This is a genomic window from Dietzia cercidiphylli (assembly GCF_014145145.1).
GTDB lineage: Bacteria > Actinomycetota > Actinomycetes > Mycobacteriales > Mycobacteriaceae > Dietzia > Dietzia natronolimnaea.
The window spans coordinates 1-26938 of sequence record NZ_JAALEA010000026.1 but is presented as its reverse complement, the minus strand read 5'-3'; the positions used below and the strand labels follow the sequence as shown (position 1 = coordinate 26938).

24 protein-coding genes, 1 tRNA gene and 1 pseudogene are annotated in these 26938 nt (G+C 70.3%); 8 read left to right on the top strand and 18 right to left on the bottom strand.

Annotation, left to right across the window (positions count from 1 at the left end; genetic code table 11):
- The 6 genes and pseudogenes from G6028_RS01665 to G6028_RS01640 all read right to left on the bottom strand — a co-directional run.
- Window positions 1-210, bottom strand: a pseudogene (locus tag G6028_RS01665) (helix-turn-helix transcriptional regulator); the annotation flags it as partial.
- 10 nt (window positions 211-220) lie between these two features.
- On the bottom strand, window positions 221-1627 hold the full coding sequence (gene pafA / locus G6028_RS01660) for a Pup--protein ligase (RefSeq protein ID WP_182657849.1): 1407 nt from the start codon (window positions 1625-1627) through the stop codon (window positions 221-223).
- Window positions 1628-1633: 6 nt separating this feature from the next.
- The gene (locus G6028_RS01655) at window positions 1634-1810 is read right to left on the bottom strand and encodes a ubiquitin-like protein Pup (protein WP_017836742.1); all 177 of its coding nucleotides are present in this window, start codon (window positions 1808-1810) and stop codon (window positions 1634-1636) included.
- Window positions 1811-1856: 46 nt separating this feature from the next.
- Entirely contained in the window at window positions 1857-3338 is a 1482-nt protein-coding gene (gene dop, locus G6028_RS01650; protein ID WP_182657851.1) for a depupylase/deamidase Dop, read from the bottom strand.
- A gap of 32 nt (window positions 3339-3370) precedes the next feature.
- Window positions 3371-5071: a proteasome ATPase gene (arc, locus tag G6028_RS01645; RefSeq protein ID WP_182609556.1), complete on the bottom strand. Its 1701-nt coding sequence runs from the start codon at window positions 5069-5071 to the stop codon at window positions 3371-3373.
- Between the two features lie 115 nt (window positions 5072-5186).
- Window positions 5187-6026 (bottom strand): tRNA (adenine-N1)-methyltransferase, encoded by an 840-nt coding sequence (locus tag G6028_RS01640; RefSeq protein ID WP_179525267.1) that lies wholly within the window; start codon window positions 6024-6026, stop codon window positions 5187-5189.
- A 57-nt stretch (window positions 6027-6083) separates the two neighbouring features.
- Between G6028_RS01640 and G6028_RS01635 the strand changes: the two genes are divergently transcribed.
- Window positions 6084-7013 carry a PD-(D/E)XK nuclease family protein gene (locus tag G6028_RS01635; RefSeq protein ID WP_182657848.1) on the top strand — a complete coding sequence of 310 codons (930 nt, stop codon included), beginning with the start codon at window positions 6084-6086 and terminating at the stop codon, window positions 7011-7013.
- Complete coding sequence (locus G6028_RS01630) at window positions 7013-7780, top strand: thioesterase family protein (protein WP_182609565.1); 768 nt, start codon at window positions 7013-7015, stop codon at window positions 7778-7780. Before G6028_RS01635 ends, G6028_RS01630 begins: the two co-directional genes overlap by 1 nt.
- Window positions 7781-7836: 56 nt before the next feature.
- Here G6028_RS01630 and hisG read toward each other — a convergent pair whose 3' ends face one another.
- The 6 genes from hisG to metH form a co-directional block, all read right to left on the bottom strand.
- The gene (gene hisG, locus G6028_RS01625; RefSeq protein ID WP_179525270.1) at window positions 7837-8688 is read right to left on the bottom strand and encodes an ATP phosphoribosyltransferase; all 852 of its coding nucleotides are present in this window, start codon (window positions 8686-8688) and stop codon (window positions 7837-7839) included.
- Between the two features lie 47 nt (window positions 8689-8735).
- Window positions 8736-8999, bottom strand: coding sequence for a phosphoribosyl-ATP diphosphatase (locus G6028_RS01620; RefSeq protein ID WP_179525271.1), 264 nt, complete (start codon window positions 8997-8999; stop codon window positions 8736-8738).
- Window positions 8996-9712, bottom strand: coding sequence for an HAD-IA family hydrolase (locus tag G6028_RS01615; protein ID WP_182657847.1), 717 nt, complete (start codon window positions 9710-9712; stop codon window positions 8996-8998). Before G6028_RS01615 ends, G6028_RS01620 begins: the two co-directional genes overlap by 4 nt.
- A 75-nt stretch (window positions 9713-9787) precedes the next feature.
- The gene (locus G6028_RS01610) at window positions 9788-10315 is read right to left on the bottom strand and encodes a hypothetical protein (RefSeq protein WP_182657846.1); all 528 of its coding nucleotides are present in this window, start codon (window positions 10313-10315) and stop codon (window positions 9788-9790) included.
- Between the two features lie 92 nt (window positions 10316-10407).
- Window positions 10408-12357 carry a heavy metal translocating P-type ATPase gene (locus G6028_RS01605; RefSeq protein WP_182657845.1) on the bottom strand — a complete coding sequence of 650 codons (1950 nt, stop codon included), beginning with the start codon at window positions 12355-12357 and terminating at the stop codon, window positions 10408-10410.
- A 64-nt stretch (window positions 12358-12421) separates the two neighbouring features.
- On the bottom strand, window positions 12422-15982 hold the full coding sequence (gene metH, locus G6028_RS01600; protein ID WP_182657844.1) for a methionine synthase: 3561 nt from the start codon (window positions 15980-15982) through the stop codon (window positions 12422-12424).
- Window positions 15983-16031: 49 nt separating this feature from the next.
- On the opposite strand from metH, the gene G6028_RS01595 reads away from it, so the two are divergent.
- Window positions 16032-16958, top strand: coding sequence for a PAC2 family protein (locus tag G6028_RS01595; RefSeq protein ID WP_179525275.1), 927 nt, complete (start codon window positions 16032-16034; stop codon window positions 16956-16958).
- Between the two features lie 35 nt (window positions 16959-16993).
- Here the strand turns inward: G6028_RS01595 and mshC are convergent, their stop codons facing one another.
- From mshC to G6028_RS01570, 5 genes are all read right to left on the bottom strand, one after another.
- The gene (mshC, locus tag G6028_RS01590; RefSeq protein ID WP_182609559.1) at window positions 16994-18244 is read right to left on the bottom strand and encodes a cysteine--1-D-myo-inosityl 2-amino-2-deoxy-alpha-D-glucopyranoside ligase; all 1251 of its coding nucleotides are present in this window, start codon (window positions 18242-18244) and stop codon (window positions 16994-16996) included.
- A gap of 27 nt (window positions 18245-18271) precedes the next feature.
- Window positions 18272-19054: an SCO1664 family protein gene (locus G6028_RS01585; protein WP_182657843.1), complete on the bottom strand. Its 783-nt coding sequence runs from the start codon at window positions 19052-19054 to the stop codon at window positions 18272-18274.
- Window positions 19051-19638, bottom strand: coding sequence for a DUF3090 domain-containing protein (locus tag G6028_RS01580; RefSeq protein ID WP_182657842.1), 588 nt, complete (start codon window positions 19636-19638; stop codon window positions 19051-19053). Before G6028_RS01580 ends, G6028_RS01585 begins: the two co-directional genes overlap by 4 nt.
- A 61-nt stretch (window positions 19639-19699) precedes the next feature.
- Window positions 19700-20407, bottom strand: a complete 708-nt coding sequence (locus G6028_RS01575) for a histidine phosphatase family protein (protein WP_182645305.1) — start codon at window positions 20405-20407, stop codon at window positions 19700-19702.
- Between the two features lie 40 nt (window positions 20408-20447).
- Window positions 20448-21293 (bottom strand): undecaprenyl-diphosphate phosphatase, encoded by an 846-nt coding sequence (locus G6028_RS01570; RefSeq protein WP_241730465.1) that lies wholly within the window; start codon window positions 21291-21293, stop codon window positions 20448-20450.
- Between the two features lie 175 nt (window positions 21294-21468).
- Between G6028_RS01570 and G6028_RS01565 the strand changes: the two genes are divergently transcribed.
- The gene (locus G6028_RS01565) at window positions 21469-22500 is read left to right on the top strand and encodes a YncE family protein (RefSeq protein WP_182657840.1); all 1032 of its coding nucleotides are present in this window, start codon (window positions 21469-21471) and stop codon (window positions 22498-22500) included.
- Window positions 22501-22534: 34 nt separating this feature from the next.
- Window positions 22535-23602 (top strand): quinone-dependent dihydroorotate dehydrogenase, encoded by a 1068-nt coding sequence (locus tag G6028_RS01560; protein WP_182657839.1) that lies wholly within the window; start codon window positions 22535-22537, stop codon window positions 23600-23602.
- Window positions 23603-23605: 3 nt separating this feature from the next.
- Here G6028_RS01560 and G6028_RS01555 read toward each other — a convergent pair whose 3' ends face one another.
- On the bottom strand, window positions 23606-24148 hold the full coding sequence (locus G6028_RS01555; protein WP_182657838.1) for a YbhB/YbcL family Raf kinase inhibitor-like protein: 543 nt from the start codon (window positions 24146-24148) through the stop codon (window positions 23606-23608).
- Between the two features lie 189 nt (window positions 24149-24337).
- Here G6028_RS01555 and G6028_RS01550 point away from each other — a divergent pair.
- From G6028_RS01550 to G6028_RS01540, 3 genes are all read left to right on the top strand, one after another.
- Window positions 24338-24423: transfer RNA gene (locus G6028_RS01550), tRNA-Leu, on the top strand.
- 75 nt (window positions 24424-24498) lie between these two features.
- A complete protein-coding gene (locus tag G6028_RS01545) occupies window positions 24499-25305 on the top strand; it encodes a hypothetical protein (RefSeq protein WP_241730464.1) in 807 nt (268 codons plus the stop codon).
- Between the two features lie 33 nt (window positions 25306-25338).
- Window positions 25339-26787 carry an SDR family NAD(P)-dependent oxidoreductase gene (locus tag G6028_RS01540; protein WP_182657837.1) on the top strand — a complete coding sequence of 483 codons (1449 nt, stop codon included), beginning with the start codon at window positions 25339-25341 and terminating at the stop codon, window positions 26785-26787.
- Window positions 26788-26938 lie beyond the last annotated feature (151 nt).

Here is a 26938-nt window from a genome sequence, read left to right as displayed (position 1 = left end):
CGGTGCGAGTGAGGCTCCCTGTTCGAGGGGGACGCCGACGTCGCGGAGTTCCCGCTTGTCCCGTTCGAACATCCTCAGGTAGGCGGCCTCGTTCTCGCAGTCGTCGTATCCCTGGACCATCCTGCGGATCTCGCCCGCGGACAGGTAGGCGCTGGTCGACCGCAGGCAGATGACGAGGTTGACCAGTCGTTGCGACTTGGAGGTGGACACGGGCAGGACGCTATCGCCCGAGCGCGGCGATGAGGTCGTCGACACGCGGGTCCTCCGCTGCGAACGGGTCGGTGAGAGCGACCGTGGGCAGGGTGCCGTCGGCGACCTTCAGATGCACCCAGTCCACCGTGTAGTCGCGTCCGGCCCCGGCGGCCGCGGAGATGAATCGACCTCGCAGTGCCGCGCGGGTGGTCTCCGGCGCGGAGTGCCGGGCCCTGTCGATCTCGAGGTCGTCCACGACCCGTGAGACCAGGCCGCGGCGCTCGAGCACCGAGTGCAACCCACGTCCCGGTCGGATGTCGTGGTAGGTCAGGTCGATCTGGGCGAGCCTGGGGTGATCGAGGTCGGCCCCGGTCCGGTCCTGTACCTGTCGGATCAGCCGGAGCTTCGCGGCCCAGTCGATGTCCGCGGCGATCGCGTCGTGGTCACCGGACTCGACCGCGTCGAGGACCCGTTCCCACAGGGCCACGCATCGCTCCACGACCGGGCGGTCGTCGCGCTCCCACCCGCCGCGAGCGAGGTGGCGGTGGACGGCGGCCAGGAACTCCCGCTGGATCTCCAGGGCGGTCATCGTGGTGCCGTCGGTGAGCCCGACCGGCCGGGTTCCGGTGAGGTCGCGGCTGATCTCCCTGATCGCGCGGACCGGGTGGGCGATCGCCATCGGACGCAGCTCGACGCCGGCCTCGAGCATCTCCAGCACGAGCCGGGTGCTGGCGATCTTGAGCAGTGTCGTGGTCTCGATCATGTTGGAGTCGCCCACGATCACGTGCATCCGCCTGAACCGGGTCGAGTCCGCGTGCGGCTCGTCACGGGTGTTGATGAGCGGCCGCGAACGCGTGGTGGCCGAGGAGACGCCGTCCCACATGTGTTCGGCGCGCTGGGAGAAGCAGAATGTCGGACCCTCGTCCTCCGCGACGCCCACCCCGGCCGGGGTCCCGGGCAGGATCTTGCCCGCGCCGCAGATCAGTTGGCGGCTCACCAGGAACGGCAGCAGGGTGGTGGCCATGCTCCTGACCTGGGTCGAGCGGTCCAGAAGGTAGTTCTCGTGGGACCCGTAGGAGTTCCCGACCGTATCGGTGTTGTTCTTGAACAGGTAGACCTTGGCATCGATCCCCTCGGTCGCGAGCGACTGCTCGGCACGGACGGCGAGATCGTCGATGATCCGCTCCCCCGCCCTGTCGTGGGCCACGATCTGCTGCAGGCCGTCGCACTCCGCGGTCGCGTACTCGGGATGGGAGCCGACGTCCAGGTAGAGGCGGGACCCGTTCTCGAGGAACACGTTCGAGCTGCGCCACCGCTCGACGACGGGCCGGAAGAAGTACCGGGCGATCTCGTCGGGCCCGAGCGATCGCGAGCCCTCGCCACCGACGCTGGTGATCCCGAACTCCGTCTCGATCCCGACGATGCGACGGATCATGGCTGTCTACTGCCCGCCCTTCTGGACGTAGGACTTCACGAACTCCTCGGCGTTGGTCTCGAGGATGTCGTCGATCTCGTCGAGGAGGGAATCGGCGGACGAGGTCTGGGCGGTCTTGGCGACCTGCCCGGCCTCGTCGTCCGACTCGCCTGCGCCGCCGGCGCTCTTCTGGATCTGGGACATGGTGTGGGCTGCTCCTGTGTCGGTGTAGGCGGGGTGGACGGGGTGCTCAGTGGACAGGCGGGCCGTCGGGGCTGAGGAAGTCCGGGTGGGCGTCGCAGTGGGCCCGGGTCCCCGTGTACGGGTCGGCCAGGTCGACGTGACGGTGGTCGCCGCGGGAATCGACGACGACGACGTGATCCCATCCCGCGGCGTGGATGCGGTCGCCGAGCTCGGCCAGGAAGCGACCCCTGGCCCAGGCCCGCGTGGACTCGGGAGGGGTCGTGATCGCGGCCTCCACCTGTGCCTCGGTGACCAGTCTGCGCATGGCCCCCTTGCTCACGAGACGGTTGTAGAGTCCGCGGTCGGGGTCGATGTCGTGGTACTGGACGTCGATGAGGGCGAGTCGCGCGTGGTCCCATCCCAGCGAGTCCCGTGTCCGGAACCCCTCCAGGAGCCGGAGTTTGGCCGGCCAGTCGAGCCGGTCGGCGCATGACATCGGGTTCTGCTCGAGCGCGTCGAGGATCTCCCGCCACTCGGCCAGGACCTCGACGGCCCATCCGGGACGGCCCGTGCCGTCCCCGACGAGCGCGGAGACGCGGCCGAGGATCTCCCGCTGGAGGGCGATCCCCGTGAACTCCCGTCCGTCGGGCAGGGCGACGGTGGCGGTGAGGGTCGGGTCGTGGCTGATGATGTGCACCGCCTCGACCGGGTCGACCGGGACCAGGTCGGAGAAGTCGACTCCGGCCTCGATCGCGTCGAGCACGAGGCAGGTGGTGCCGATCTTGAGGTACGTGGCCAGCTCGGACATGGTCGCGTCGCCGATGATGACGTGGAGACGCCGCCATGTCTCATCCGGGGCGTGCGGCTCGTCGCGGGTGTTGATGATCCCGCGGCGCAGTGTGGTCTCGAGTCCGGTGAGGACCTCGATGTAGTCGGCACGCTGGGAGAGCTGGAAACCCGCCTCCTCGCCGGACTGGCCGAGGCCGACGCGACCGGCCCCGCAGTACACCTGGCGGGAGAGCAGATGCGGCGCCAGGCTCATCGTCAGGGCGTCGAAGTCGACGTCGCGACGCACGAGGTAGTTCTCGTGGGCGCCGTAGGACGCGCCCTTGCCGTCGACGTTGTTCTTGTAGAGCTTGAGCTCGGCGTTGCCCTCGACGGCGGACGACTCGCGGCCGGCCCGGTGCATGATCCGTTCCCCCGCCTTGTCCCAGATCACGGCGTCGATCGGCGAGTCCACCTCGGGCGACGAGTACTCGGGGTGCGCGTGGTCGACGTAGAAGCGTGCGCCGTTGGTCAGTACCCGGTTGGTCACCCCGAACTCGCTGGGGTCGTAGGCGCGGGCGGAGCCGAGATCGAACCCCCGGGCGTCGCGGAGGGGTGATTCGGACCCGTAGCCCCAGCGGGTCCCGTCGGTCGCCCCGGAACCCTCACCCGGGTCGGTGTAGGCCTTGACCACCTGGGTCGAGGTGACCACCGAACTGAGCAGCGGCTGGCCCACCGCGACTATCCCGAACTCGATCTCGGTCCCGATCACCCGGCCACGCATGCTCTCGCCGGACGTGGTCCGGACGGGCGGGGTCACCGGTCGTCCTCCCGGCTCGGGACGGTGACCTCGACCACGCGTTCACCGCGGACGCCCGTCAGACGCGCCCACTCCTGCGGGTTGGAGGTGTTGGGCAGGTCGGTGTTCTCCGCGAACTCCGCGTCGACGGCGTCGAGGAAGTCGTCGGTCGTCAGACCCTGCCCGGTGCCGTGCACGATGTCCTTGATCGCGAGCTTCTTGGCCCGGTCCACGATGTTGCGCAGCATCGCCCCGGAGGTCAGGTCCGCGAGGTACAGGGACGACCGGCGGCCCGATGCGTAGACCAGATGGACGTAGGTCGTGGACTCGTCCCTGGTGTAGAGCCGGTCGACGATGCGCGAGATGAGACCCCGGACGTGCTCGGCGCCATCGGTCGAACCGACCTCGTCCGGGTCGAAACGAAGGTCGGGGGTGATGTACTTGGCCAGGATGTCGGCCGCGGCGTCGGCGTCCGGCCGGTCGATGCGGATCTTGAGATCGAGACGCCCCGGTCGCAGGATCGCCGGGTCGATCATGTCCTCCCGGTTGGAGGCACCGATCACGATGACGTTGCGCAGGTCCTCCACGCCGTCGATCTCGGCGAGGAGCTGCGGGACGATCGTGGTCTCCATGTCCGAGGAGATGCCCGACCCGCGGGTGCGGAAGATCGAGTCCATCTCGTCGAAGAAGACGATCACCGGGTTGCCCTCGGTCGCCTTCTCCCGCGCCCGCTCGAAGATCGACCGGATGTGTCGCTCGGTCTCTCCCACGTACTTGTTGAGCAGTTCCGGGCCCTTGATGGAGAGGAAGTACGAGTTGGGGTACCGGCCGTCGGTGACGTCCTGTCCGCGCGACTTCGCGGAGGCCAGCGCCAGCGAGTGCGCGACCGCCTTGGCGATCAGGGTCTTTCCGCACCCGGGAGGGCCGTAGAGGAGGACGCCCTTGGGCGGGGAGAGATGGAACTCGCGGTACAGGTCGTGATGGATGAAGGGCAGTTCGATGGCGTCACGGATCTGCTCGATCTGGGGGCCGAGACCGCCGATGTCGGAGTACTCGACCATCGGGATCTCCTCGAGCAGGAGCTCGTCGACCTCGGCCTTGGGCACGACCTCGAACGCCACGCCGGCCTTGGGGTCCACCAGGACCGCGTCGCCCGGGCGCACCGGAGCCGGGTGATCGGCGGTCCGCCCGCCGCGCAGGCCGGTCGCCAGATGCACGACGTGCTCCTCGTCGTTGCCCATCACCACGCGGGCCCGCACGCCGTCGGCCAGGACGTCCCGGAAGACGGCGGTCACGCCCGTGACCGGGAGTCCGGTGCAGGCCTCGATGACGGTCATGGCCTCGTTGAGCCGGACGGTGGCCCCCGCCGAGAGGACGGAGGCGTCGACCCCGGGCGCGAGAGTGAGCCGCATCCGCCGACCGGCGGCCATGACCTCGGCGGTCTCGGCGTCCGTCGGTTCCTGCAGCACGATCCCGTAGGTGCTGGGCGGTGTGCCGAGGCGCTCGACCTCGCCCTTGAGGGCCTCCAGCTGATCACGGGAGTCCTTGAGGAGCTCGGCGAGCCTGACGTTGCGGGCGCCGAGGGCGTCGATCTTGACCGACTTCTCGCGGTCCGTGCGGGCCCCCTCGTCGACCGCCCTGCGCAGCCGCGCGAGCTCGACCCGGTCCAGCGTCACGCTGTCGCCGCCCCGCTCGTCCGGGGAACGTCCCTCGGTCACCTCGATCACCTGCCCTCCGACTCTCGGACGACACCCTCGTCGTCGTCGCCTCCACCCTATCGCCGGGGTGAGTGGCCGCGTGAGGGGCGGGTGAGTGCGACTCCTCGGGCCGAACTCAGTGCTTGCCGGCCCGGCGCCTGGGCTTGAGCGTGGTCACGCCCTCCGCGAGTCGACGGGCGGTGACCAGGAACGCGGTGTGGCCCTGGATGCGGTGCTCGGGGCGGACGGCCAGGCCCACCACGTGCCACCCGCGGTTGATCGACTCCCACGCCCGGGGTTCGGTCCAGCACTCCTGGCGCCGGAGCGCCTCCACGACGTCCGACATCTGGGTGGTGGTGGCCACGTACACCACCAGGACCCCCCCGGGCACCAGCACGTCGCTCACCGTGGGCAGGCACTCCCAGGGCGCGAGCATGTCCAGCACCACCCGGTCGACCTGTCCGCCCAGGGCCTCGACCGACGTCTCCGCCAGGTCGGCGACCCGCAGGTCCCAGTTCTCGGGGTGTTCGCCGTAGAAGGTCCGGACGTTGCGCTCGGCGTGCTCGGCGTGGTCCTCGCGGATCTCGTACGACAACACCCGGCCCCCGGGGCCCACCGCACGCAGCAGCGAACAGGTCAGGGCGCCGGAACCCGCGCCCGCCTCGAGCACCCGTGCGCCGGGGAACACGTCGCCCTCGTGGACGATCTGTGCGGCGTCCTTGGGGTAGATGACCTGGGCGCCGCGCGGCATCGACAGGACGTAGTCGGTGAGCAGCGGACGTAGCGCCAGGTAGTCGGCATCCCCGGACGACCTGACGATCGACCCCTCCGGGGTACCGATCAGGTCGTCGTGGCGGACGGCGCCGTGGTGGGTGAAGAACTCGGCTCCCTCGACCAGGACGACGGTGTACTTGCGTCCCTTGGTGTCGGTGAGCTGGACGCGGTCGCCGATGACGAACGGGCCGGATCGCTGCACAGTGGACCTCCAGGGGACGGCGGCCGGTTGTCCGACCGGTTGTCTACCCTGCCAGGTGTGACGGATCCCCTGGAAATCGGCGGCAGTGGTACCCCGGCCTCCCCGGCCGATCCGGAGGGCGTGCCCCCGCCGGAGCGCAGGCCCCTGGCGTTGTCGGCGTCGCGGGCGGCGGACTTCCGGCAGTGCCCGCTGCTCTACCGGCTCAAGGCGATCGACAGGATCCCGGAACCGAAGACCCGCGCCCAGGTCCTGGGTACCGTCGTCCACTCGGTGCTCGAGGACCTGTACGCACTGGAGCAGTCGGAGCGCGCCCCGGAGCGCGCCGCGGAGCTGGTCCCCGCCGCGGTGGAGCACTTCTACGCGGTCGGCGGCGGCGCCGAGGTGGTGCCGCTCTCCGCCCGGGCGGAGTTCCAGACGGAGGTCGCCGCGTTGGTGTCCGCGCTCTACGGTGTCGAGGATCCCCGGCGCTTCTCCCCCGCCGCGTGCGAGCAGTACCTCGTCACCTCGACCGCGTCCGGTACCCCGCTCCACGGGTACCTGGACCGGGTCGACGTGGCGCCGACCGGTGAGGTCAGGGTGGTCGACTACAAGACGGGTAAGCCACCACATCCGCGTTACCAGACTCAGGCGATGTTCCAGATGCGGTTCTACGCCCTGATGTACCAGCAGATCCACGGGGTGATGCCGGCACAACTCAAGCTGATCTACCTCAGGAACGGCAGCTGGCTGACCCTCTCCCCCGATCTCGCCATGCTTGTGGAGACCGAGACCGAGCTCGACTCACTGTGGGCGGAGATAGAGCGGGCGGGTGAGACCGGGATCTTCCCCCCGCGCACCTCCCGGCTGTGCGACTGGTGTAACCACCAGGCGTTGTGCCCGGCGTTCGGGGGTACCCCGCCGGAGTACCCGGGATGGCCGGGGCGTCGCGTGATACCTCTCGATCCGGGGACGCCCGATGCGGGACACGCCGGACCGATGAGCACATGATGACGCAGGCCTACTTCGAGCCGCTGGGCACGGATGACGGCTGGGAAGTGTTCCGGGCGACCCCGCACACGGTGAGCGCCTGGGGCCCGGATCTGCAGCACGGGTCTCCGCCCTCGGCCGTCCTCACCCGCGCCATGGATCGCCTCGAGTGGACGGAGACTACGAGGATCGCCCGCGTCACGGTGGACCTGCTGGGCCCGGTGCCGCTGGGCGAGGTCCGCACCCGGGCCCGCGTCGTCCGGCCCGGTCGCCGGATCCAGCTGCTGGAGTCGGAACTGGAAGCGGGGGGCCGGATCGTCGCCCGGGCGAGTGCCTGGCGGATGGCCGTCGGCGACACCGCCGAGGTCGAGCAGTCGGCCGACCGTCCGCGCGAGCTCCCGGAGGTGGATCGCGACAGCGGCTTCTTCGACCGGTGGACCAGTGGCTACATCGACTCGCTGGAGATCCGCGGTGCGGGCGACGGGGTCGTCTGGGCCCGTCCCACCCTCCCCCTGGTCTCCGGGGAGGAGATGACTCCGGCGGAACGGGTCATGTCGGTGGCCGACATCGCGAACGGCGTCGGGGCCGTTCTCGAACCCGACGAATGGCGGTTCCTCAACACCGATCTGGTCACCCACCTGCACCGGCGGCCCGTCGGCGAGTGGATCGGGGTCACCGCGTCCGCCTCGATCGGCCCCGACGGCGTCGGGGCCACGTCCGGGACCCTGTACGACGAGGTGGGCGCCATCGGGCACACGCTGCAGGCTCTGCTCGTCGAACGGGTCTGAGTCGATCGGGCGCCGAGGCGTGCCGCGCACCGCCGCACCACCGGGACCGCAGTGCGTCACCCCATGCGGCAGGACCGGATGTCCGTGGCGATGACCGCCTTGGCGCCGGCCGCGACCAGCTCGTCCATGATCGAGTTGACCTTCTTGCGCGGCACCATCGACCGCACCGCCACCCAAGCCGGGTCGGCCATCGGGGAGACGGTGGGTGACTCGATGCCAGGGGTGATGGCAGAGACCGACTCCAGGAGCTCCTTGGGGCAGTCGTAGTCCAACATCATGTACTGCTGGGCAAACACGACGCCCTGCAGGCGGGCCCTCATCTGTGCCATCGCAGGGGTCGTCTCGGCGCCGGCGCGCGCGACCAGGACGCCCATCGAGTCGCACAGGACGTCCCCGAAGGCCTCCAAACCGTGCACCTTGAGTGTCCGACCCGAACCCACCACGTCGGCGATGCAGTCCGCCACCCCGAGCTGGATGGAGATCTCCACCGCGCCGTCCAGCCGGATGACCTCCGCCTCGATCCCCCGCTGCTCAAGGTCGCGGCGGACGATGTTGGGGTACGACGTCGCGATTCGGGCCCCCGCCAGACGGTCCGTGGTCCACCCGGCACCGGAGGGGCCGGCGTAGCGGAAGGTGGAGTGTCCGAAGCCGAGGTCGAGGAGCTCGTCCACCTCCGCCATCGAGTCCATACTCAGATCCCTGCCGGTGATCCCCAGCTCGAGTCGCCCCGAGCCCACGTAGACGGCGATGTCCTTGGGTCGCAGGAAGAAGAACTCGACGTCGTTCTCACGGTCGATCAGCGTGAGGTCCTTACTGCCCTCAGTACGCCGGCGGTACCCCGCCTCGGACAGCATCTCGGAGGCGGACTCGGACAGGGCGCCCTTGTTGGGCACTGCGACACGCAGCATGATGGCGGCTCCAGTATTCGGTGCGGGAGGGGTGCTCGGGGTGGCGGTCAGAGATGCCGGTAGACGTCCTCGAGACCGAGTCCGCGCTTGAGCATCATGACCTGGGTCCAGTAGAGGAGCTGCGAGATCTCCTCGGCCAGTTCCTCATCCGACTGGTACTCGGCGGCGATCCACACCTCGCCCGCCTCTTCGTTGACCTTCTTGCCGAGATGGTGCACGCCCTTGTCGAAGGCGGCGACGGTGCCGGAGCCCTCGGGTCGCGCGGCGATGCGCTCGGACAGCTCGGCGAACAGGGAGTCGAAGGTCTTCACGCGCCCGATTGTCCCACAGCCGACGCCACGGGCGCGCCCGAGGTGAGGGCCACGAGACCGGACGCGTTCACGCCCGTGAGGCTCGGGTGGGTGTGTGCCCCGACCACGTCCGGTTGTCCGTCGGTCGACGGGACGTACAGGACCCGGCATCCCGCGGCGACCGCCGAGGTGGCGCCGGTGACCGAGTCCTCGACCGCGACGGCGGTGGTGGCCTCGACCCCGAGCCGCGAGCACGCCAGCAGGTAGGGGTCGGGTGCCGGCTTGGGGTCGGCCACCATGCACCCCGTCACCACCACATCGAACCGCGAACGGTCGATGAACTCCAGCGGCACCGCCGCGACGTCTGCGGTCGTGTTGGTCACCAGGGCGACCGGGGCGTTAGTCGAGGCGAGGTCCTCCAGCAGCTCCTCGGCCCCCGGCCGCCACCGCATATCGGACCTCATCAGCTCGGTGACCCGTGAGTTGAGCCGGAGGGCCAGTCGATCGAACTCGGCGCCCTCGATGGTGCGCCCGGTGTACTCGCCCAGGATCGCGAAGAACCCGGGGAGCGAGTTGCCCAGGGTCCGCTCGCGGGTCGCCTCGTCGAGCGGACGGCCCAGGTACTCGGCGAGCTCGTAGACGGCGATGTCCCACAATCGCTCGGTGTCGACGAGCGTGCCGTCCATGTCGAGACACACGGCGGCGGGGAGACGGGAGTACGAAATGCTGGTCACGGGCTACTGTCTACCGGACAACGGGCCACCGGGGGTACCGTGACCGGCCCCGTTGGTTCCTCCGTCAACCGCCGTTCAGTGGCAGTTCCCCGCAGGAACGAGGAATCGTTCGGTGTGGGTGGCGGAGGCGAACGGCGCGACGGACCCGGGGGCGAAGGTGGGCAGAGCGGACTTGCTGGTGGTGATGGTGACCGCCAGCCGCCCGTGCCCGGTGAGGACGCCGCCGACGCCGACTTCGGGTCCGGTCGACTGGACCGTGTGCACGCCCCTCGCATCGGTATCGATGTTGTGCCACTCCACGGTCGCGGAGTTGAACGGGAACAGGGTGGCCGAGAAGTCGAACGAGCCGACGGGCTGGTCCAGGTCCCTGGCGTTCGCGCTCAGCGCCTGGTGGAAGCGCTCGTCGCCGCCCAGCGCGCAGGTGGTGAAGGCGCCGAAGCGAATGGTGTGCTCACCACCCAGCGGGTATGGCATCCGCACGTCCCAGGCGGGCGACTCGCGCCATACCTGGGCTGACGCCGCAGGGGACCCGGCCACGGCCACTCCCCCGGCGAGCAGGGCTGCCGCACAGGTGAGAGCGGCTGATCGACGGATAGTGGTCATGACTGTCTCCTCGGTGTCTTCGGCCCTCGGCGGAACCCGGGGCACACGGCCTTACCGGGATATCGCTGCGCGCAGACCGGGTGTTAGCCGCGTCACCACCGACGGGCGGTCCGTGCCTCCAGTGGTTCGGTCGGGCGTTCGTCGAAGTCGCTGAGCTTGTGCGGCGCGATCACGACGCGTGCCGAGTTGAGGATTGCGAGGACGTCGATGACCTCCTGGGCGATCGCTCCGGCGAGAGGGCTGAGCAGGCCGAAGACCGCGAGAAGCATCCCGAGCACGGAGGCGGCCATCCCGCCCAACGCCGACTGCAGAGCGATCCGACGCATCCGCGCCCCGATGTGGAGGAGGTCGTCGAGTCGCTCCAGGGAGGAGTCCAACACCACGGCGTCGGCGGCCTCGGCGGTCACGTCGGACGTGGATCCGAAGGCGACCCCGGCCGAGGCGGCCGTCATCGCGGGGGCGTCGTTGATCCCGTCGCCGAGGTACAGGGTGGGACCCGCCGCCGTGCGCTCGCGGACGATCGCGAGCTTCCCCTCGGGACTGACCCCGCCGTACACCTCGGTGATGCCCACCCGGTCCGCCAACCGGCGGACCTCGGCCTCACGGTCACCGGAGATGATCATCATCCGGGTGACGCCGTGTGCGCGCGGGAGATGCGCGATGAAGTCGGCCGCGGTGGCCCGTGGTTCGTCACGGAACCGGAGGATCGCGGCGTACCGGTCGTCGAGGAGGACGACCGCCTCCATCCCCGTCTCGGACCCCGGGAGCAGGCTGGACGCACCCGGATCGACTTCGGCGAGTCCGCGACGGTTGGTCAGGCGGACCACGTGTCCACCCACCTCGCCGACCAGTCCGCCGCCGGGCTTCTCCGCGACGGAGGTGGTGGGCGGGGTCCCGAGGTTCCGTTCGGCTGCCGCGTCGATGACGGCTCCGGCGAGCGGGTGGCGGGAGTAGGCCTCGATCGCCGCCGCCGCGGCGAGCACCTCGTCGGGATCGATCCCGGGCCTCGCGACGATCTCCGTGAGGACCGGACGCCCGTAGGTCAGCGTGCCGGTCTTGTCGAACATCATCGTCTCGACGCGCCCCACGTCCTCGAGCATCGCCGGGTTCCGGATGATGATGCCCCGCTTGGCGGCCAGCGAGATGGCACCGATGATCGCGACGGGGACACCGATGAGGAGCGGGCACGGGGTCGCGACCACGACCACCGCGAGGAAACGGGTCGGATCTCCGGAGATCGCCCAGCCCAGGATGCCCAGCGTCAGCGCGATGAGCGTGTACCAGGCGCCGAGGCGATCGGCGAGGCGACGCATCGGGGGCCGGTTCTCCTCCGCCTCCCGCAGCACGCCGACGATCTGCGCATAGCGGGAATCCGCCGCCACCCGCTCGGCGCGGACGGTCAGTGCCGACTCGCCGTTGATGGCGCCGGAGAGCACCTGGGACCCGGGTGTCTTGGGGACGACGTACGGCTCGCCGGTGAGGTACGACTCGTCCATCGCGCCTCTGCCCTCCACCACCTCGCCGTCGACAGGGCACAGTTCGTGGGGCAGGACGAGCAGAAGGTCATCGACCAGCACCTCGTCGGCATGGAGGTCGTCGACGCCCTCGGACGCCGAGTCCCCGCGGAGGCGGTGCGCGATCGTCGGGCTGCGTCGGGCGAGGGCGTCGAGAGTCGCCGACGCCCTCCGGGACGCCGCGGCCTCGAGCGCCTCTCCCCCGGACAGCATGAGGACGATGATCGCGGCCACCAGCCACTCGGAGAGCAGGACCGCGGTGACGATCGACACCGCGGCGAGCATGTCCGCTCCCCCGGCACTCTTCACCGCCGAGCGGACGACCCCGATGATGAGCGGGATCCCCCCGACCACCACGACGGCGACCAGCGGAGCACGGATCAGCCACTCCGCGGTGTCGGAGACGTCGGGGTCGGTGAGTGCGCGCGAGACGAGGTAGATCGCGATCGCCAGGACGGTGGACAGGGCGAGGACGCCCTGCCGCGAGGCGACGAACGTCCGCAGCGCCCCGTCCCGGCCGGTATCCACATACTCATCATCACCCGTCAGGGCGGCCTCCACCAGCCAGGAGAGGCTGCCCTGGGTGCTCGGGTCACACGTTGAAGTACTTGGCCTCCGGGTGGTAGAGCACGAACGCGTCCGTCGACTGCTCGGGGTGGAGCTGCAGTTCCTCCGAGAGTTCGACCCCGATGCGCTCCGGCTCCAGCAGGTCCACCACGACCTTGCGGGACTCCAGGTCCGGGCACGCGCCGTAGCCGAAGCTGTAGCGGGCTCCCCGGTACTTGAGGTCGAAGTAGTCGTGGATGGTGTCGGGGTCCTCGTCCGAGACCGCGCCCTCGGGCAGCCGCAGTTCGTCACGCACCCGCCGGTGCCAGAACTCGGCCAGTGCCTCGGTGAGCTGGACCGACAGACCGTGGACCTCGAGGTAGTCGCGATAATTGTCCGCCGCGAACAGTTCGTTGGCGAAGTCCGCGATCGGGGTCCCCATGGTGACGAGCTGGAAGGGCAGGACGTCGACGGTCCCCTCGGCCTCGCAACGTTCCTTGGAGGCCAGGAAGTCCGGGATGCTCAGGAACCGTCCCCGCTGCTGGCGGGGGAACGAGATCCGGTGCAGCACCTCGGCGTCCGGCCGGGGCTCGGCCAGCACACAGATGTCCTCGCCCTCCGAGTAGGCCGGGAAGTATCCGTAGACCACGGCGGAGTGGGCCAGGATCCGCTCGGTGGTGAGGCGGTCGATCCACGAACGCATGCGCGGCCGACCCTCGGTGGCGACCAGTTCGTCGTAGTCGGGGCCGTCCCCGCTGCGGGTGCCGCGAAGCCCCCACTGCCCGAAAAACAGCGCACGCTCGTCGAGGTGACCGACGTAGTCGGCCACGGGGATGCCCTTGGCGATCCGCGTCCCCCAGAAGGGCGGGGTGGCGATCGGCTGGTCCGCCGCGACGTCCGACCTCTCCGGGACCACGACGGGCTCGGCCTCGGCGGCCCGTTTGGCGGCGATCCGCTCGCTGCGGGCCCGGCGCTCGCGCCGTTCCGCGGCCTTGGCCGACGCGTCCGAGGACTCGGACATGGGGACGCCGGTCCGCTTGGCCGTCATCACCTCGTCCATGAGTCGCAGTCCCTCGAACGCGTCCCTGGCGTAGAACACCTCGCCCTCGTACATCCCGGCGAGATCCACCTCGACGTAGGCGCGCGTCAGGGCGGCACCACCCAGAAGGACCGGGAAGTCGCCGGCGATGCCCTCGGAGTTGAGCTCCGCGAGGTTGTCCTTCATCACCACGGTGGACTTGACCAGGAGGCCGGACATGCCGATCACGTCCGCCCTGTGCTCCCGGGCCGCCGAGATGATGTCCGCGATCGGCTGCTTGATGCCGATGTTGACCACGTCGTACCCGTTGTTGGACAGGATGATGTCCACCAGGTTCTTGCCGATGTCGTGGACGTCGCCCTTGACCGTCGCCAGGACGATGCGGCCCTTGCCGTCCTCGTCGCTTGCCTCCATGTGGGGTTCCAGATGGGCGACCGCGGTCTTCATGGTCTCGGCCGACTGCAGGACGAACGGCAGCTGCATCTGGCCCGAACCGAACAGCTCGCCGACCGTCTTCATGCCGCTGAGCAGGTGGGTGTTGATGATCTCGAGCGGGGGGATCTCCTCCATCGCCGCGTCGAGATCGGCCTCGAGGCCCTTGCGCTCGCCGTCGACGATCCGCGCCGACAAGCGGTCCATGAGCGGCATCGCCGCGAGCTCGGCCGCCCTCGCGTCCTTGGTGCTCGCCGTGGAGACGCCGTCGAAGAGCTCCATGAACACCTGGAGCGGGTCGTACCCCTCCTTACGGCGGTCGTAGACGAGGTCGAGCGCGACCTCCCGCTGACGATCGTCGATCTTGCTCATGGGCAGGATCTTGGAGCTGTGCGCGATGGCGGTGTCCAGGCCGGCCTGGATGCACTCGTGCAGGAACACGGAGTTGAGCACCTGACGCGCGGCGGGATTGAGGCCGAACGAGATGTTGGACAATCCCAACGTGGTGTGGATCCTCGGGTGCGATTCGGTGAGCCTGCGGATCGCCTCGATGGTCTCGATCCCGTCCCGTCGCACCTCCTCCTGGCCGGTGGAGATGGGGAAGGTCAGGCAGTCGATGATGATGTCGTCCTCGGCGATCCCCCAGTTCTCCGTGAGGTCGGCGATGATCCGCTCCGCGATCTCGACCTTGCGGTCCGCCGTGCGTGCCTGGCCCTCCTCGTCGATGGCCAGCCCGACCACCGCCGCACCGTGGCGCGAGACCAGTTCCATGATCTTCTGGAAGCGCGACTCCGGGCCGGCCCCGTCCTCGTAGTTGACCGAGTTGACCGTGCACCGTCCGCCGAGGTGCTCCAAGCCCGTCCGGATGACCTCGGGTTCGGTCGAGTCGAGCATGATCGGAAGGGTCGAGGAGGTCGACAGCCGTCCGGCCAACTCGGCCATGTCCCCCGAGCCGTCCCTGCCGACGTAGTCCACGCAGAGGTCGATCATCTGCGCGCCGTCCCGCATCTGCTCCTTGGCGATGTCCATGCAGGTGTCCCAGTCGGCGGCGAGCATCGCGTCCCGGAACCGCTTGGACCCGTTGGCGTTGGTGCGCTCGCCGATCATGAGGATGCCGGCGTCGGCCCGCAGCGGGGTCGAGCTGTAGAGAGAGGCGACCGCGTTGATCGGCTCGACCCGACGCTCTGCCTTCGCCCTGGACCTCACCTCGTCCCGGAGTCGGGTGATGTGCTCGGGGGTGGTGCCGCAGCACCCGCCGACCATCGACAGCCCGAACTCGGAGACGAAGTCGGCGACCTGGGGGCCGAACGCCTCGGCGCCGAGCGGGTACACGGCTCCGTGTTCGCCCAGTTCGGGCAGCCCCGCGTTGGGCATGACGGAGACGGGGACGCCGGCGTGCTGGGTGAGGTAGCGCAGGTGCTCGATCATCTCGGCGGGCCCGGTGGCGCAGTTGAGGCCGATCATGTCGATGCCGAGCGGCTCGAGCGCGGTCAGCGCCGCCCCGATGTCGGACCCCAGGAGCATGGTCCCGGTGGTCTCGATGGTCACGTGCGTGATGATGGGCAGCCGGCGCCCGGCGGCCGCCATGCCGTCCTGGCAGCCCAGCACCGCGGCCTTGACCTGGAGAAGGTCCTGGCTGGTCTCGACGAGGAACGCGTCGGCTCCGCCCCGGGCCAGGCCCTCCGCCGCGCGGGCGTAGGCGTCCCTCATCTCCTCGAACGTGGCCTGCCCGAGCGAGGGCAACTTGGTCCCCGGGCCGAGGGAGCCGAGCACCATCCGCGGGGTGCCGTCCTCGGAGGGGCCCATCTCGTCGGCGACCTGCCGGGCGATCGCGGCACCCTTCTCGGCCAGCTCGCCGATGCGGTCGACGATGTCGTAGTCCCCCAGGTTGGACAGGTTGCACCCGAAGGTGTTGGTCTCCACCAGATCCGCGCCGGCCTCGAAGAACGCGCGGTGGATGTCCGCGACGACGTCCGGGCGGGTGGCGTTGAGGATCTCGTTGCATCCCTCCAGACCGAGGAAGTCGACGTCCACATCCAGGTCCACCGCCTGCAACATCGTGCCCATCGCCCCGTCGCTGATCAGTACTCGCCGGCGGGCGGCGTCCAACAGGGGCGAATCGAAATCGACAGACATGGCCCCAGTGTATGGGTGCCCCGGAAGTGTCCGTCCGTAGGCTGTACTGATGACTGTCGAATGGACCCCCGACGGGCACCTCGATCTCGAGAGCCCGGTGATGATCGTGGCCTTCGAGGGCTGGAACGACGCCGCGGACGTGGCGACCGGGACCGTCGAACATCTCGCGCTGACCTGGGAGGCGCGGCAGATCGCGGAGATCGGTGGCGACGAGTTCTTCGACTACCTCGACCAGCGGCCGACGGTCCGGCATTCCGGCGGGGTGTCGCGATCGGTCGAGTGGCCACAGATCCTCGTGTCCGCGTGCCGACCGGACGGCTTCGACCACGACGTGTTGCTGGTCCGGGGGCCCGAGCCGGGTCTGAAGTGGCGCCGGTTCGCCTCCGAGTTCGTGGACCTCGTCGACACCCTGGGAGTCACCGAGGTGGTGCTGTTGGGTGCCTATCTCGCCGATGTGCCCCACACCCGCCCCGTTCCGCTCACCGGGACGGCGTTCAATCGGCAGAGGATGGCCGAGATGGGGGTCCGGGCCTCCGATTACGAGGGGCCCACCGGGATGACCGGGGTCCTCCAGCAACTCCTCACCGAGGCCGGGGTCCCGACGGTGAGTCTGTGGGCGGGTGTCCCCCACTACGTCGCCGCACCGCCCAATCCGCGCGGCACCGAGGCGGTGCTGTCCTGGTTGGCGGAGAACCTGGGGGTGGCCGTCCCGATGGACGCACTGCGCGTGCAGTCCCGCACGTGGGTCGCGAAGGTCGACGCCGCCGCCGGCGAGGACGAGGACCTCCGCGACTACATCCAGTCCCTGGAGGACCGGATGGACGACGAGAACGGGGTCGGGGCGGGGGTCGACCCCGAACCCGACCGTGGTCGGGCCGCTGACGGGGAGACGATGCCGCTGGTCGACGGCGAGTCGATCGCCGCCGAGTTCGAGCGCTTCCTGCGAGGCGAGCGGGACGAGCCCGACGCCGGGTAGACCGTCAGACCGTCGGACCGGTCACCGGAACGCCGTCAGGTGGCGGGGGCGAGACCGAGCAGGGCGTCGAGGGCGGTCGCGATGGACGGTCCCGCGGACGGGTCGGACTCGTCCCCGGCCAGGGTCGCCTCTGCCCACCTGTCGACCGCGGCCAGGGCGCCCGGGGTGTCGAGGTCGTCCGCGAGACGTTCCCGCACGGCGATGATGGTCGCGGCGGAGTCGGCGCCCGATCCCCGGGAGATCGCACGGAACCACGTCTCGCACCGGGAGCGGGCCTCCGCGAGCAGGTCCTCCGACCAGGAGCGGTCCGTCCGGTAATGGCCGGCGGCCAGGGCGAGTCGGATGACGGCCGGGTCCACCCCCTGTTCGCGGAGTGTCTTGACCCGGACGAGATTGCCCAGCGACTTGCTCATCTTGACCCCGTCGAGGCCGATCATCGCCGCGTGCACGTAGAAGCGCGCGAACGGGGAACGACCGGTCGCGGCCTCCGCGTGGGCGGCGGAGAACTCGTGGTGTGGGAACGCGAGGTCGCTGCCCCCACCCTGGATGTCGAACTCCATACCCAGGCGGTTCCGGGCGATCGCCGAACACTCGATGTGCCATCCGGGTCTGCCCGCCCCCCAGGGCGAGGGCCAGGACGGCTCCCCCGGTCGCTGCACCCGCCACAGCAGTGCGTCCAGCGGGTGCTCCTTGCCGGGCCGGTCCGGGTCCCCGCCGCGCTCGGCGAACGCGGCGGCCATCTCCTGGGCGTCGTACCCCGACTCGTACCCGAAGGCCGGGGTGGCCCGGTGTCGGTAGTAGACATCGGGGTACCCGTCGACCCCGGGATCGATCCGGTAGGCGTGGCCGCGGTCGACGAGCTCGGCGACCATCTCCACGACCTCGTCGATGGTCTCGGTGGCGGCCACGTAGTCGCGGGGTGGGAGCACGCGGAGCGCCTCCATGTCGGAGCGGAACAGATCGGTCTCACGGTCCCCGAGTTCCCTCCAGTCCACGCCGTCTCGCTCCGCCCTCTCGAACAGCGGGTCGTCGACGTCCGTGGTGTTCTGGACGTAGTGGACCTCGTGTCCGGCGTCCAGCAGGAGCCGGTACACCAGATCGAACGTCAGGTAGGTCGCCGCGTGACCGAGGTGGGTGGTGTCGTAGGGGGTGATGCCGCAGACGTACATCCCGGCGACTGGCCCGGCGGACACCTCCCGGACCTGTCCGCTCGCCGTGTCGTACAACTTCAGGGGGGCACCGTCGCCGGGGACGGCGGGGACGGCAGGCGGGGGCCACGAGTGCATGCGGGCGAGTCTAGATACCGGGCGGGTTCAGAAGAGCGGCCAGGGTAACGGGTAGCCCGCTCCCGGTACGGGGAACACCTCGCCGTCGAGCAGTGCGGTGACCCGTGCGCCCAGGGCGCGCACCTCGGCGGGTGAGAGCAGGTCACGCAGGCTTTCCGCGAGGAGGGCGTCCCCGGACAGCCCGCCACGCACCCTCTCCAGTCCCTCGAGATCCCCCGGGGGCAGCGGCTGGCCGGCCCACCCCCACAGGACGGTGCGCAGCTTCGGCTCGGTGTGGAACGACAGGCCGTGATCGATCGCCCAGATCAGGCCGGAGGTGTCGACGAGGACGTGTCCGCCCTTGCGGTCGGCGTTGTTGACGACGTGGTCGAACAACGCGATACGACGGAGCCGTTCGTCCAGGGCGTGCGCCACCACCACGTCCTCCCCGCGGGATCCCTCACCCCGGAGCACCGCCACCCGGCCGGGGGGAAGGGCGCCCACCGGGTGGACGTCCACCGGGTCGTGGCCGGGCGCCTCACCCCGGTCGAGCTCGTCGATCCATCGTTGCGCCATCCCCGGGCCGCCGGGGCCGTGTGCTCCCACCGTCTCGGGCACCAGGTCCCACCCCAGGGCCACGGACACCGCGTACGCCGCGATCTCCCGAGCCGCCAGGCTGCCGTCGGGGAAGTCCATGAGCGGCCGCTCCCCCGCCGACGGTTTGTACACCCAGTGCTCGCCCTCGGCGTCCACGCAGCGGTACACCGCGTTGCTTCCCGAGGGGATCCGGTGCAGAACGGTGAGTTCGGGGCCCGGCGGGCGGGCGGTCACGGGTCGACGAGGTCGGCGAGCGCGTCACCGGAGCGCGGGAGGTACCCGTTGAGGCGGATGCACAGGTGACCCGTGGTGTCGATCGGCTCGCCGCACAGCGGGCACGGAGCGCGCCCGGCGGAGACGACCTTCTCGCTGCGCAGGACGAACTGCCGTGCACGCTGCGGGGTCAGGAACACGCGGAGCGCATCGGGGGCGTCCTCCGCATCCGACAGGACGACCGACTCGTCGGTGGCGGTGGGGTCCGCCGCCAGCAGCTCCACGACGATCTGGCTCTTCTCGCCGTCCCACCCCAGGCCCATCGTGCCCACCTGGAACTCCGCGTCGACGGGCATCTCCAGCGGCGCCAGGTCGTCCACGACGCCGGCGGCCGGGGGGACGGGGACATCGGACTTCGCGGCGATCTCGTCGAGGAGATCCCCCATCCGCTCCGAGAGGATCTGGGCCTGTTGCTTCTCGCACCGGACGGAGACGGTTCGGCCGCCGCCCGTGGCCTGGACGAAGAACACGCGCTCGCCGGGTTGGCCGACCGTGCCCACCACGAACCGGGCCGGTTCGCGGAACTCGTGGACTTCCCTGCTCATGCCGGTCGTCTCCCTCGTGTGCTGCCGTGTGGTGCCGGGTGGTCCCGGGTGGAGGTGCGGTTCATAAGGGTACGTTCCCGCCGGGCACCGCGTCCGAGCTGGCGTCTCCGGCGGTGGCGTTGCCCACGTGTCCGGCGGGCTCCCCGCGGAGACTGGCGAGGTCTCCACCGGTGTCGTTGACCCGGAGGACGAACGGCCGGTGGGGGGTGTAGCGGACCACCGACACCGATCCCGGCTCCACCACGATGCGCTGGAAATGGTCGAGATGCATCCCGTACGCATCGGCGATCACCGACTTGATCACGTCTCCGTGGCTACATGCCACCCACAGCACGTCGCGGCCCGCGTCCTCGGCCAGGCGGCGGTCGTGCTCCCGGACGGCCGAGACGGCGCGGGTGGCCATCTCGGCGAGGGACTCACCCCCGGGGAAGACGGCCGAGGAGGGGTGCTGCTGCACCACCGACCACATGTGTTCGGACGCGAGCTCGGTCAGGGTCCGTCCGGTCCAGGTGCCGTAGTCGACCTCGACCAGGCCCTCCTCGACCACCGGTTCCACCCCGAACGCGGCGGCCAAGGGCTCGACCGTCTCCCGGCAGCGCATGAGCGGCGACCGGACGACCGCCTCGACCGGGAGACCGTCGAGACGTCGGCAGAGGTCCTGTGCCTGCGCCCGGCCCGTCTCGTCGAGCGCGACCCCGGACGTGCGGCCGGCCAGGGTGAGCGCGGTGTTGGCGGTCGAGCGGCCGTGGCGCAGGAGGATGACGGTCATGACGGCAGGTTACCGACGCCGCGCCACTTCGGTGGTGAGGTCAGGTCGCGGGGATCGCGCCGGTGGACAGCAGCGCGATCACGACCAGGCCGAGGATGATGCGGTACCCGGCGAACCAGGCCAGCGAGTGGTTCTGCACGAAGCGCAGGAGCCACGCGATGGCGGCGTAGCCCAGCACGAACGCGATCACCGATCCCACGATCAGCTGGATCCCGGTGGCGGACTGCCCCACGGACGGCTCGAACGCGTCGGGGAGGCTGAACAACCCGGAGGCCAGGACCGCCGGGATCGCCAGCAGGAAGGAGAACCGTGCGGCGGCCTCGCGGGACATGTTGAGGAACAGCCCGGCCGAGATGGTGCCGCCCGAACGGCTGACACCGGGGATCAGCGCCAGGCACTGGGCCAGTCCCATGACCACCGCGTCCTTCATCGTCAAGCCCTCGAGCGACTGGCCGTCGACGGGGCGGTCCTGCTTGGAGACCTTCTCCGCGATGAGGAACACGAACGAGAACGCGATCAGCACGATCGCCGTGATCCACAGGTTCCGGGCGGCGTCCCGGATGAGGTCCTTGCCGAAGAAGCCGATCACGGCGATGGGGACCGAGCCGATGATCACGTACCAGCCGAGCCGGTAGTCCGGGTCGTCGCGGCGCCGGCGGTCGAACACCCCCCGGAACCACGCGACGAGGATCCGCACGATGTCCTTGAAGAAGAACACCAGCACGGCGGCCTCCGTGCCGAGCTGGATGACCGCCGTGAACGAGGCTCCCGCGTCCGCACCGAACAGCCAGGTGGAGAAGATGCGGAGGTGCCCGGAGGACGAGACGGGCAGGAACTCCGTGATCCCCTGGATCACGGAGAGCACGATCACCTGGAGCCAGGACATGCCGTCCGCAGCGGGGGCGGCCAGGACCGTCGGGTTCACGGGCGCTGCTTTCTGTCGGGGAACGTCGGCACGGGCGCGGGTGTCTCACCGCACCGCCGTGAGGGTAGTCGTCCGGACCTGGACGGCGACTGAGGACCCGCGTGGGGGACACTGTGGAGAAGTCGAAAGGAACACCGTGACCCTTCGTGTCCACCGCCGCTCCGCTGTGACCGCCGCTCTGCTCTCCCTCGCCGTCGGGCTCGCCGGCTGCGCGTCGACCACCAGCCAACTGGAGGACTACACCGGGATCGAGCAGGGTAACGCCCGACCCGCCGCGTCGCCCCAGGTCTCCGATCCCGAGGGCGGTGAGGTCGTCCCGGTCCCGGGTTCCGTGTCCTCGCTGGTCGCCGTGGGTGACACGGTGGTGGCGCAGGTCGACGGCCCGCCGACTCTGGAGATCGCCCGCGTGGACGGGACCCGATGGATCCCGGAGACGACCGTCGAGCTGCCCGCGGATGCGGGAACCGCCACCGCCGGGGTCGACGGGACGGTTCTTGTCCCCTTCGGCGACGGCGTCGTCGTGGTCACGGCGGCAGGTGACGCACGCGAGATCTCGGGACTCGGACCGGTCACCGCGGCGGCCGTGACCACCGACGGTCGCCTGCTCACGGGCGCCCCCGGCGGCGACGTGGTCGTCCGGGACGCCGACGGGACGGAACAGCATCGCCTCGCAGGCCTGACATCGGTCGATCGGATCAGTGTGGCCCGGGACGGTTCGGTCACGGCGTTCAGCCGACCGGACACCGTCATCGCCAGCATCGACCTGGACGAGGACGGCGCCGGTCCGCTCCTGCGCGCCGGGAAGGGCGCCGGGAGACTCGACGAGTACGGCGAGGGCACGGTCGTCGCCAGCGACACCGTGGGTGACACGCTCCTCGTCTACTCGACCTCCCCGATCCGGCTCCACCAGCAGTTCCCGGTCGCAGCGGCCCCCTGGGCGGTCGCCGGGGACCCCACCCGGGACGTCGTCTGGGTCACCTCCACCGGAACCAACACCGTCCAGGCGTACGATCTCGGCGACGGCACAGGGGTCCGGCGTGCCGAGATCGCGACGGTACGTCAGCCGGACTCGCTGGTGGTCACGGCCTCCGGGACCGTGGTCGTCGGTTCCTCCGACGGTGCCGGCCTCCACCTGATGCGCCCATCACTGCCCGTGCCGTCGAGCTGATCGAAGGACCACCCACGTCCCATCGAGGAGGACCGTGTACTCGCTGATGAAGAGTGTGCTGTTCCGCTTTCCGGCGGAGCGGATCCACCACCTGGTATTCGGCTTTCTCAAGCTGCTGACCCTGGTGCCGCCACTGGGCTCCCTGGTGCGCCGGTTCCTCGGCGTCCGTGATCCGGTGCTGGCCCAGGATGTCCTGGGCCGTCGCTTCCCGGGGCCGCTCGGCCTCGCCGCCGGCTTCGACAAGAACGCGGCGGCCGTCGACTCGTGGGGGGCGATCGGTTTCGGGTTCAGTGAGGTCGGCACGGTCACCGCGTCACCCCAGCCCGGCAACCCGTCGCCTCGTCTGTTCCGGCTCCCGGACGACCGGGCCATCCTCAACCGCATGGGGTTCAACAACCACGGCGCGGGCAACGCGGCCAACAACCTGCGGCGGCGGCGGAGCAGCGACCCGGTGGGGATCAACATCGGCAAGACCAAGGTGGTACCCGCGGAGGACGCCGTTCGGGACTACGTGGCCTCGGCCAGCATGCTGACCGGGCTGGCCGACTACATGGTGGTCAACGTCAGCTCCCCCAACACCCCCGGCCTGAGGGATCTGCAGGCGGTCGAATCGCTGCGTCCCATCCTCACAGCGGTACGTGACGTGGCGACGATCCCGGTGCTGGTGAAGATCGCCCCGGACCTGGACGACGCGGACATCGACGCGGTCACCGATCTCGTCGTGGAACTCGGCCTCGCCGGCATCGTCGCCACCAACACCACCATCTCGCGCGACGGGCTCACGACACCGGAGAGCACGGTGGCGGCGATGGGTGCGGGAGGGATCTCGGGTGCGCCCGTCGCGGACCGGTCCCGCCAGGTGCTCGCCCGGATCCACGAGCGGGCCGGCGATCGGCTCGTCATCATCTCGGTCGGCGGCGTCGAGACCCCGGAGGACGTGTGGGACCGCATCACCCACGGCGCCCACCTGGTCCAGACCTACACCGGCTTCGTGTTCACCGGCCCCGGTCTCATCCGTGGGACCAACAAGCTCGTCGCCCGACGGCTCCGGCAGGGCGGGTTCGCCTCCCTGGCGGACGCCGTCGGTTCCGCGGTCAGCTGACCGCTACTGCTCGAAGAGCGCCGTGGTGGTCCCGCGGGCCAGGCCCTGTCCGAAGAGGTTGAACCCGACGAAGGCGCAGGAGGCGTCCTCCCCGAGTTCGATCGCGTCGCCGACGGCGTGAACGGCGAGGATGTACCGGTGCGGACCGTGGCCCTCCGGCGGGGCCGCGCCCACGAACCCCGTGAACCCGGCGTCGTTGCGGACCACGACGGCCCCCTCCGGCAGGCCCGAGGTGTCGTCGCCGGTGCACGCCCCCTCCGGTAGCGAGGTCACGTCGGCCGGGATGTTGGCCACCGACCAGTGCCAGAACCCCGAGGCCGTCGGCGCGTCCGGGTCGAAGACGGTCACCACATAGGTCCGGGTCCCCTCCGGTCCGGCACTCCACGTCACCTGTGGGGACCTGTCCTCGCCGCCCTCGACGCCCATCTTCCCGCCGAGCTGCGCGGACGACAGGGTGGAGCCCTCGGTGAAGGACTCGCTCGTCACCTCGAGCGCGGGGAGATCCGGCAGGGCGTCATAGGGGTTCGGCACGCGGAAGTCGGTCATCGTCATCCTCCTGGGTCGGACGGTGTGGGGGAGGTATCCCCCAGCCGGTCACGTCCTTGTCTACCAGCGATGACCGACGGGCGCCGGGTGGGAGCGGGGTCCGATTTGTCCCACGGTTCGCGCATCGGCTAGTGTCATTCCTCGCACGACCAAGCCGGGAACGAGCCGGTGCAGGTCACCAGTGTGCGAGCGCGAGTGGCGGAATGGCAGACGCGCTAGCTTGAGGTGCTAGTGTCCTATTAACGGACGTGGGGGTTCAAGTCCCCCCTCGCGCACACTGTGTCGAGACAGTAGAAGTGGCCCCGGATCCGTGAGGATCCGGGGCCCACTTGTTTCCGGGAGGACTCCCGATGGCCCGCACGCCGCCACCCCCCGCCCCACGGTGGCTGGTCGAGCGACTGCGCAGACTCCTCGCAGACGAACAGGTGGCGCGCGAGGACGAACTGCTGGCCCGCGGGGTGTCGAGGTCCGGCGTTCGATGCCGGATGAGGTCCGCCGTCGCCCGGGCGGCGGATGCGCTGGGATACCTGGTCGGCGCCACCGCTCGCGCCGTGGACCGGCGTCTCGAGACCCTGGGACTGGCTCCCCCACCCCTCGACCCGCCCCCCGAGGTCCGCGACGACCTCCGCGCGTTCTTCGGACACACGATCGACCCGGCCGAGGTGATGATCCGTCGGGGACACGTGCCCGCTGTGCCCCACCGGCGCGCGTTCGCGCTACCCGGCCTCATCTACCTGGGCGCCGACGCCGGAATCGTGCGCCCGCGCGGAGGGGGCGTCGAGCGACCCCGGGCCACCCCGACGCTGGTGCACGAGCTGGTCCACGTCTGGCAGGGCCGGGTCATCGGCCCCCGATACGTGGTCATCGCGCTGGTCGAGCAGGCACGACAGGGGCGTCGGGCCTACGACTGGCGCGCGGTGCTCGACGGCGCCGTCCACGACCGTGCCTCCCACGACCGTGCCTCTTACGATCGTGCCCCGCGGGCCTTCCCGGTGGAGGCCCACGCCCAGCTGGTGTCCGAGGCCTACGCCCACCGGTACGGGTTCAGCCCCGCAGCGGCGTCCGCGAGGCGGAGTCGGCAGCTGCCGGCCGTGGAGGAGGCGCTCGCCGGGCTCAGGGCCGGTCGCGCGCCCACCCTGCCGTGGCGAGCGGTTTAGGGACCGACGGCCTCGTCGTCGTACCGTGTCCTGGTGACAGGCATCGATCCGGACGACCTCGAGACCCTCCAGCGCGTCCTCGACCAGGCGGCGGCGCTCGGGGAGGACCACCCCGATTCCATCCGGGTACAGCGCTCGGTCGGCCACATGTTCAAGCTGCTCAAGAAGTCCCGCCGGAACGAGGTCCGACGCGCCCGGCAGGAGGCGGACAAGGCGGTCATCGAGGCCACCGCGACCGGGTCGCCCTCCCGAATCGACGACGAGACCGCCGGCATCCGCCTGGTCTCCAACGCCCCGGGCGCCGTCGCCGGCCACCTCCAGCGCGCGATGGCGTGCTACGTCTGCAAACAGCGCTTCACCCAGGTCGACGCCTTCTACCACCAGCTGTGCCCGAGGTGTGCGGCGCTCAACCGTGCCAGGCGGGATCCGGAGATGGACCTCACCGGCCGGCGGGCCCTGCTCACCGGTGGCCGCGCGAAGATCGGCATGTACATCGCCCTGATGCTGCTGCGCGCCGGCGCCGACGTCACCATCACCACCCGTTTCCCCCGCGACGCCGCCCGCCGGTTCGCCTCGATGCCAGACCACGCCGACTGGGCCGACCGCGTGCACGTGATCGGGGTGGACCTGCGAGACCCCGCCCAGGTCGTGGCACTGGCCGACGAGGTCGCCGCCGCCGGACCGCTCGACATCCTCATCAACAACGCCGCCCAGACGGTGCGCCGCTCCCCCGGGTCATACTCCGGACTCGTGGACGGGGAGTCCGCGCCCCTCACCGGGCGGGCCGCCGACATCCCCATGATCACCATGGGCCGCACCTCCGAGCTGCACCCGGCCGCGCTGATGGGCGGCGAGTCCGCGCTCATCGGCTCCGACGAGGCCGAGCGCGAGGCCGGACACATCGCCGAACAGGCGCTCCTGGCCGGGTCGGCGTCCCTGGACCGCGTGGCCGCCGGCACCGCCATCGACGCCGGCGGGCTGCTGCCGGACGTGGTGGACCACAACAGCTGGGTGGCCACGGTCGAGCAGGTGGAGCCCATGGAGATGCTCGAGGTGCAGCTGTGCAACTCGGTCGCCCCGTTCATCCTGGTCTCCCGACTGCGGCCCGCGCTCGCCGCGTCGAAGGCCCGCCGCAAGTACGTCGTCAACGTCTCCGCCATGGAGGGCCAGTTCTCCCGGCGCTACAAGGGCGCGGGGCACCCGCACACCAACATGGCCAAGGCGGGCCTGAACATGCTCACCCGCACCTCCGCCGAGGAGATGTTCACCGAACACGGCATCCTCATGACCGCGGTCGACACGGGCTGGATCACCGACGAGCGTCCGCACACGACCAAGGTCCGGCTGCACGAGGAGGGCTTCCACGCGCCCCTGGACCTCGTCGACGGCGCGGCCCGCGTGGTGGACCCGATCGTCCGCGGCGAGGCCGGCGTGGACCTCTACGGCTGCTTCCTCAAAGACTTCGAGCCGAGCCCGTGGTGAGCGTCGACGCCGCCCGGCGGATCCTGGCCGACGAGCTGATGCCCGCGATCCGGGCCGCGGTGGCCGATCTCGGCGGCGACGGGCCCGACACGCTCGTGCACCACCGGCCCACCGCCGAGGGTTCCGAGTGGCCCACCAACACCGCCGCCGC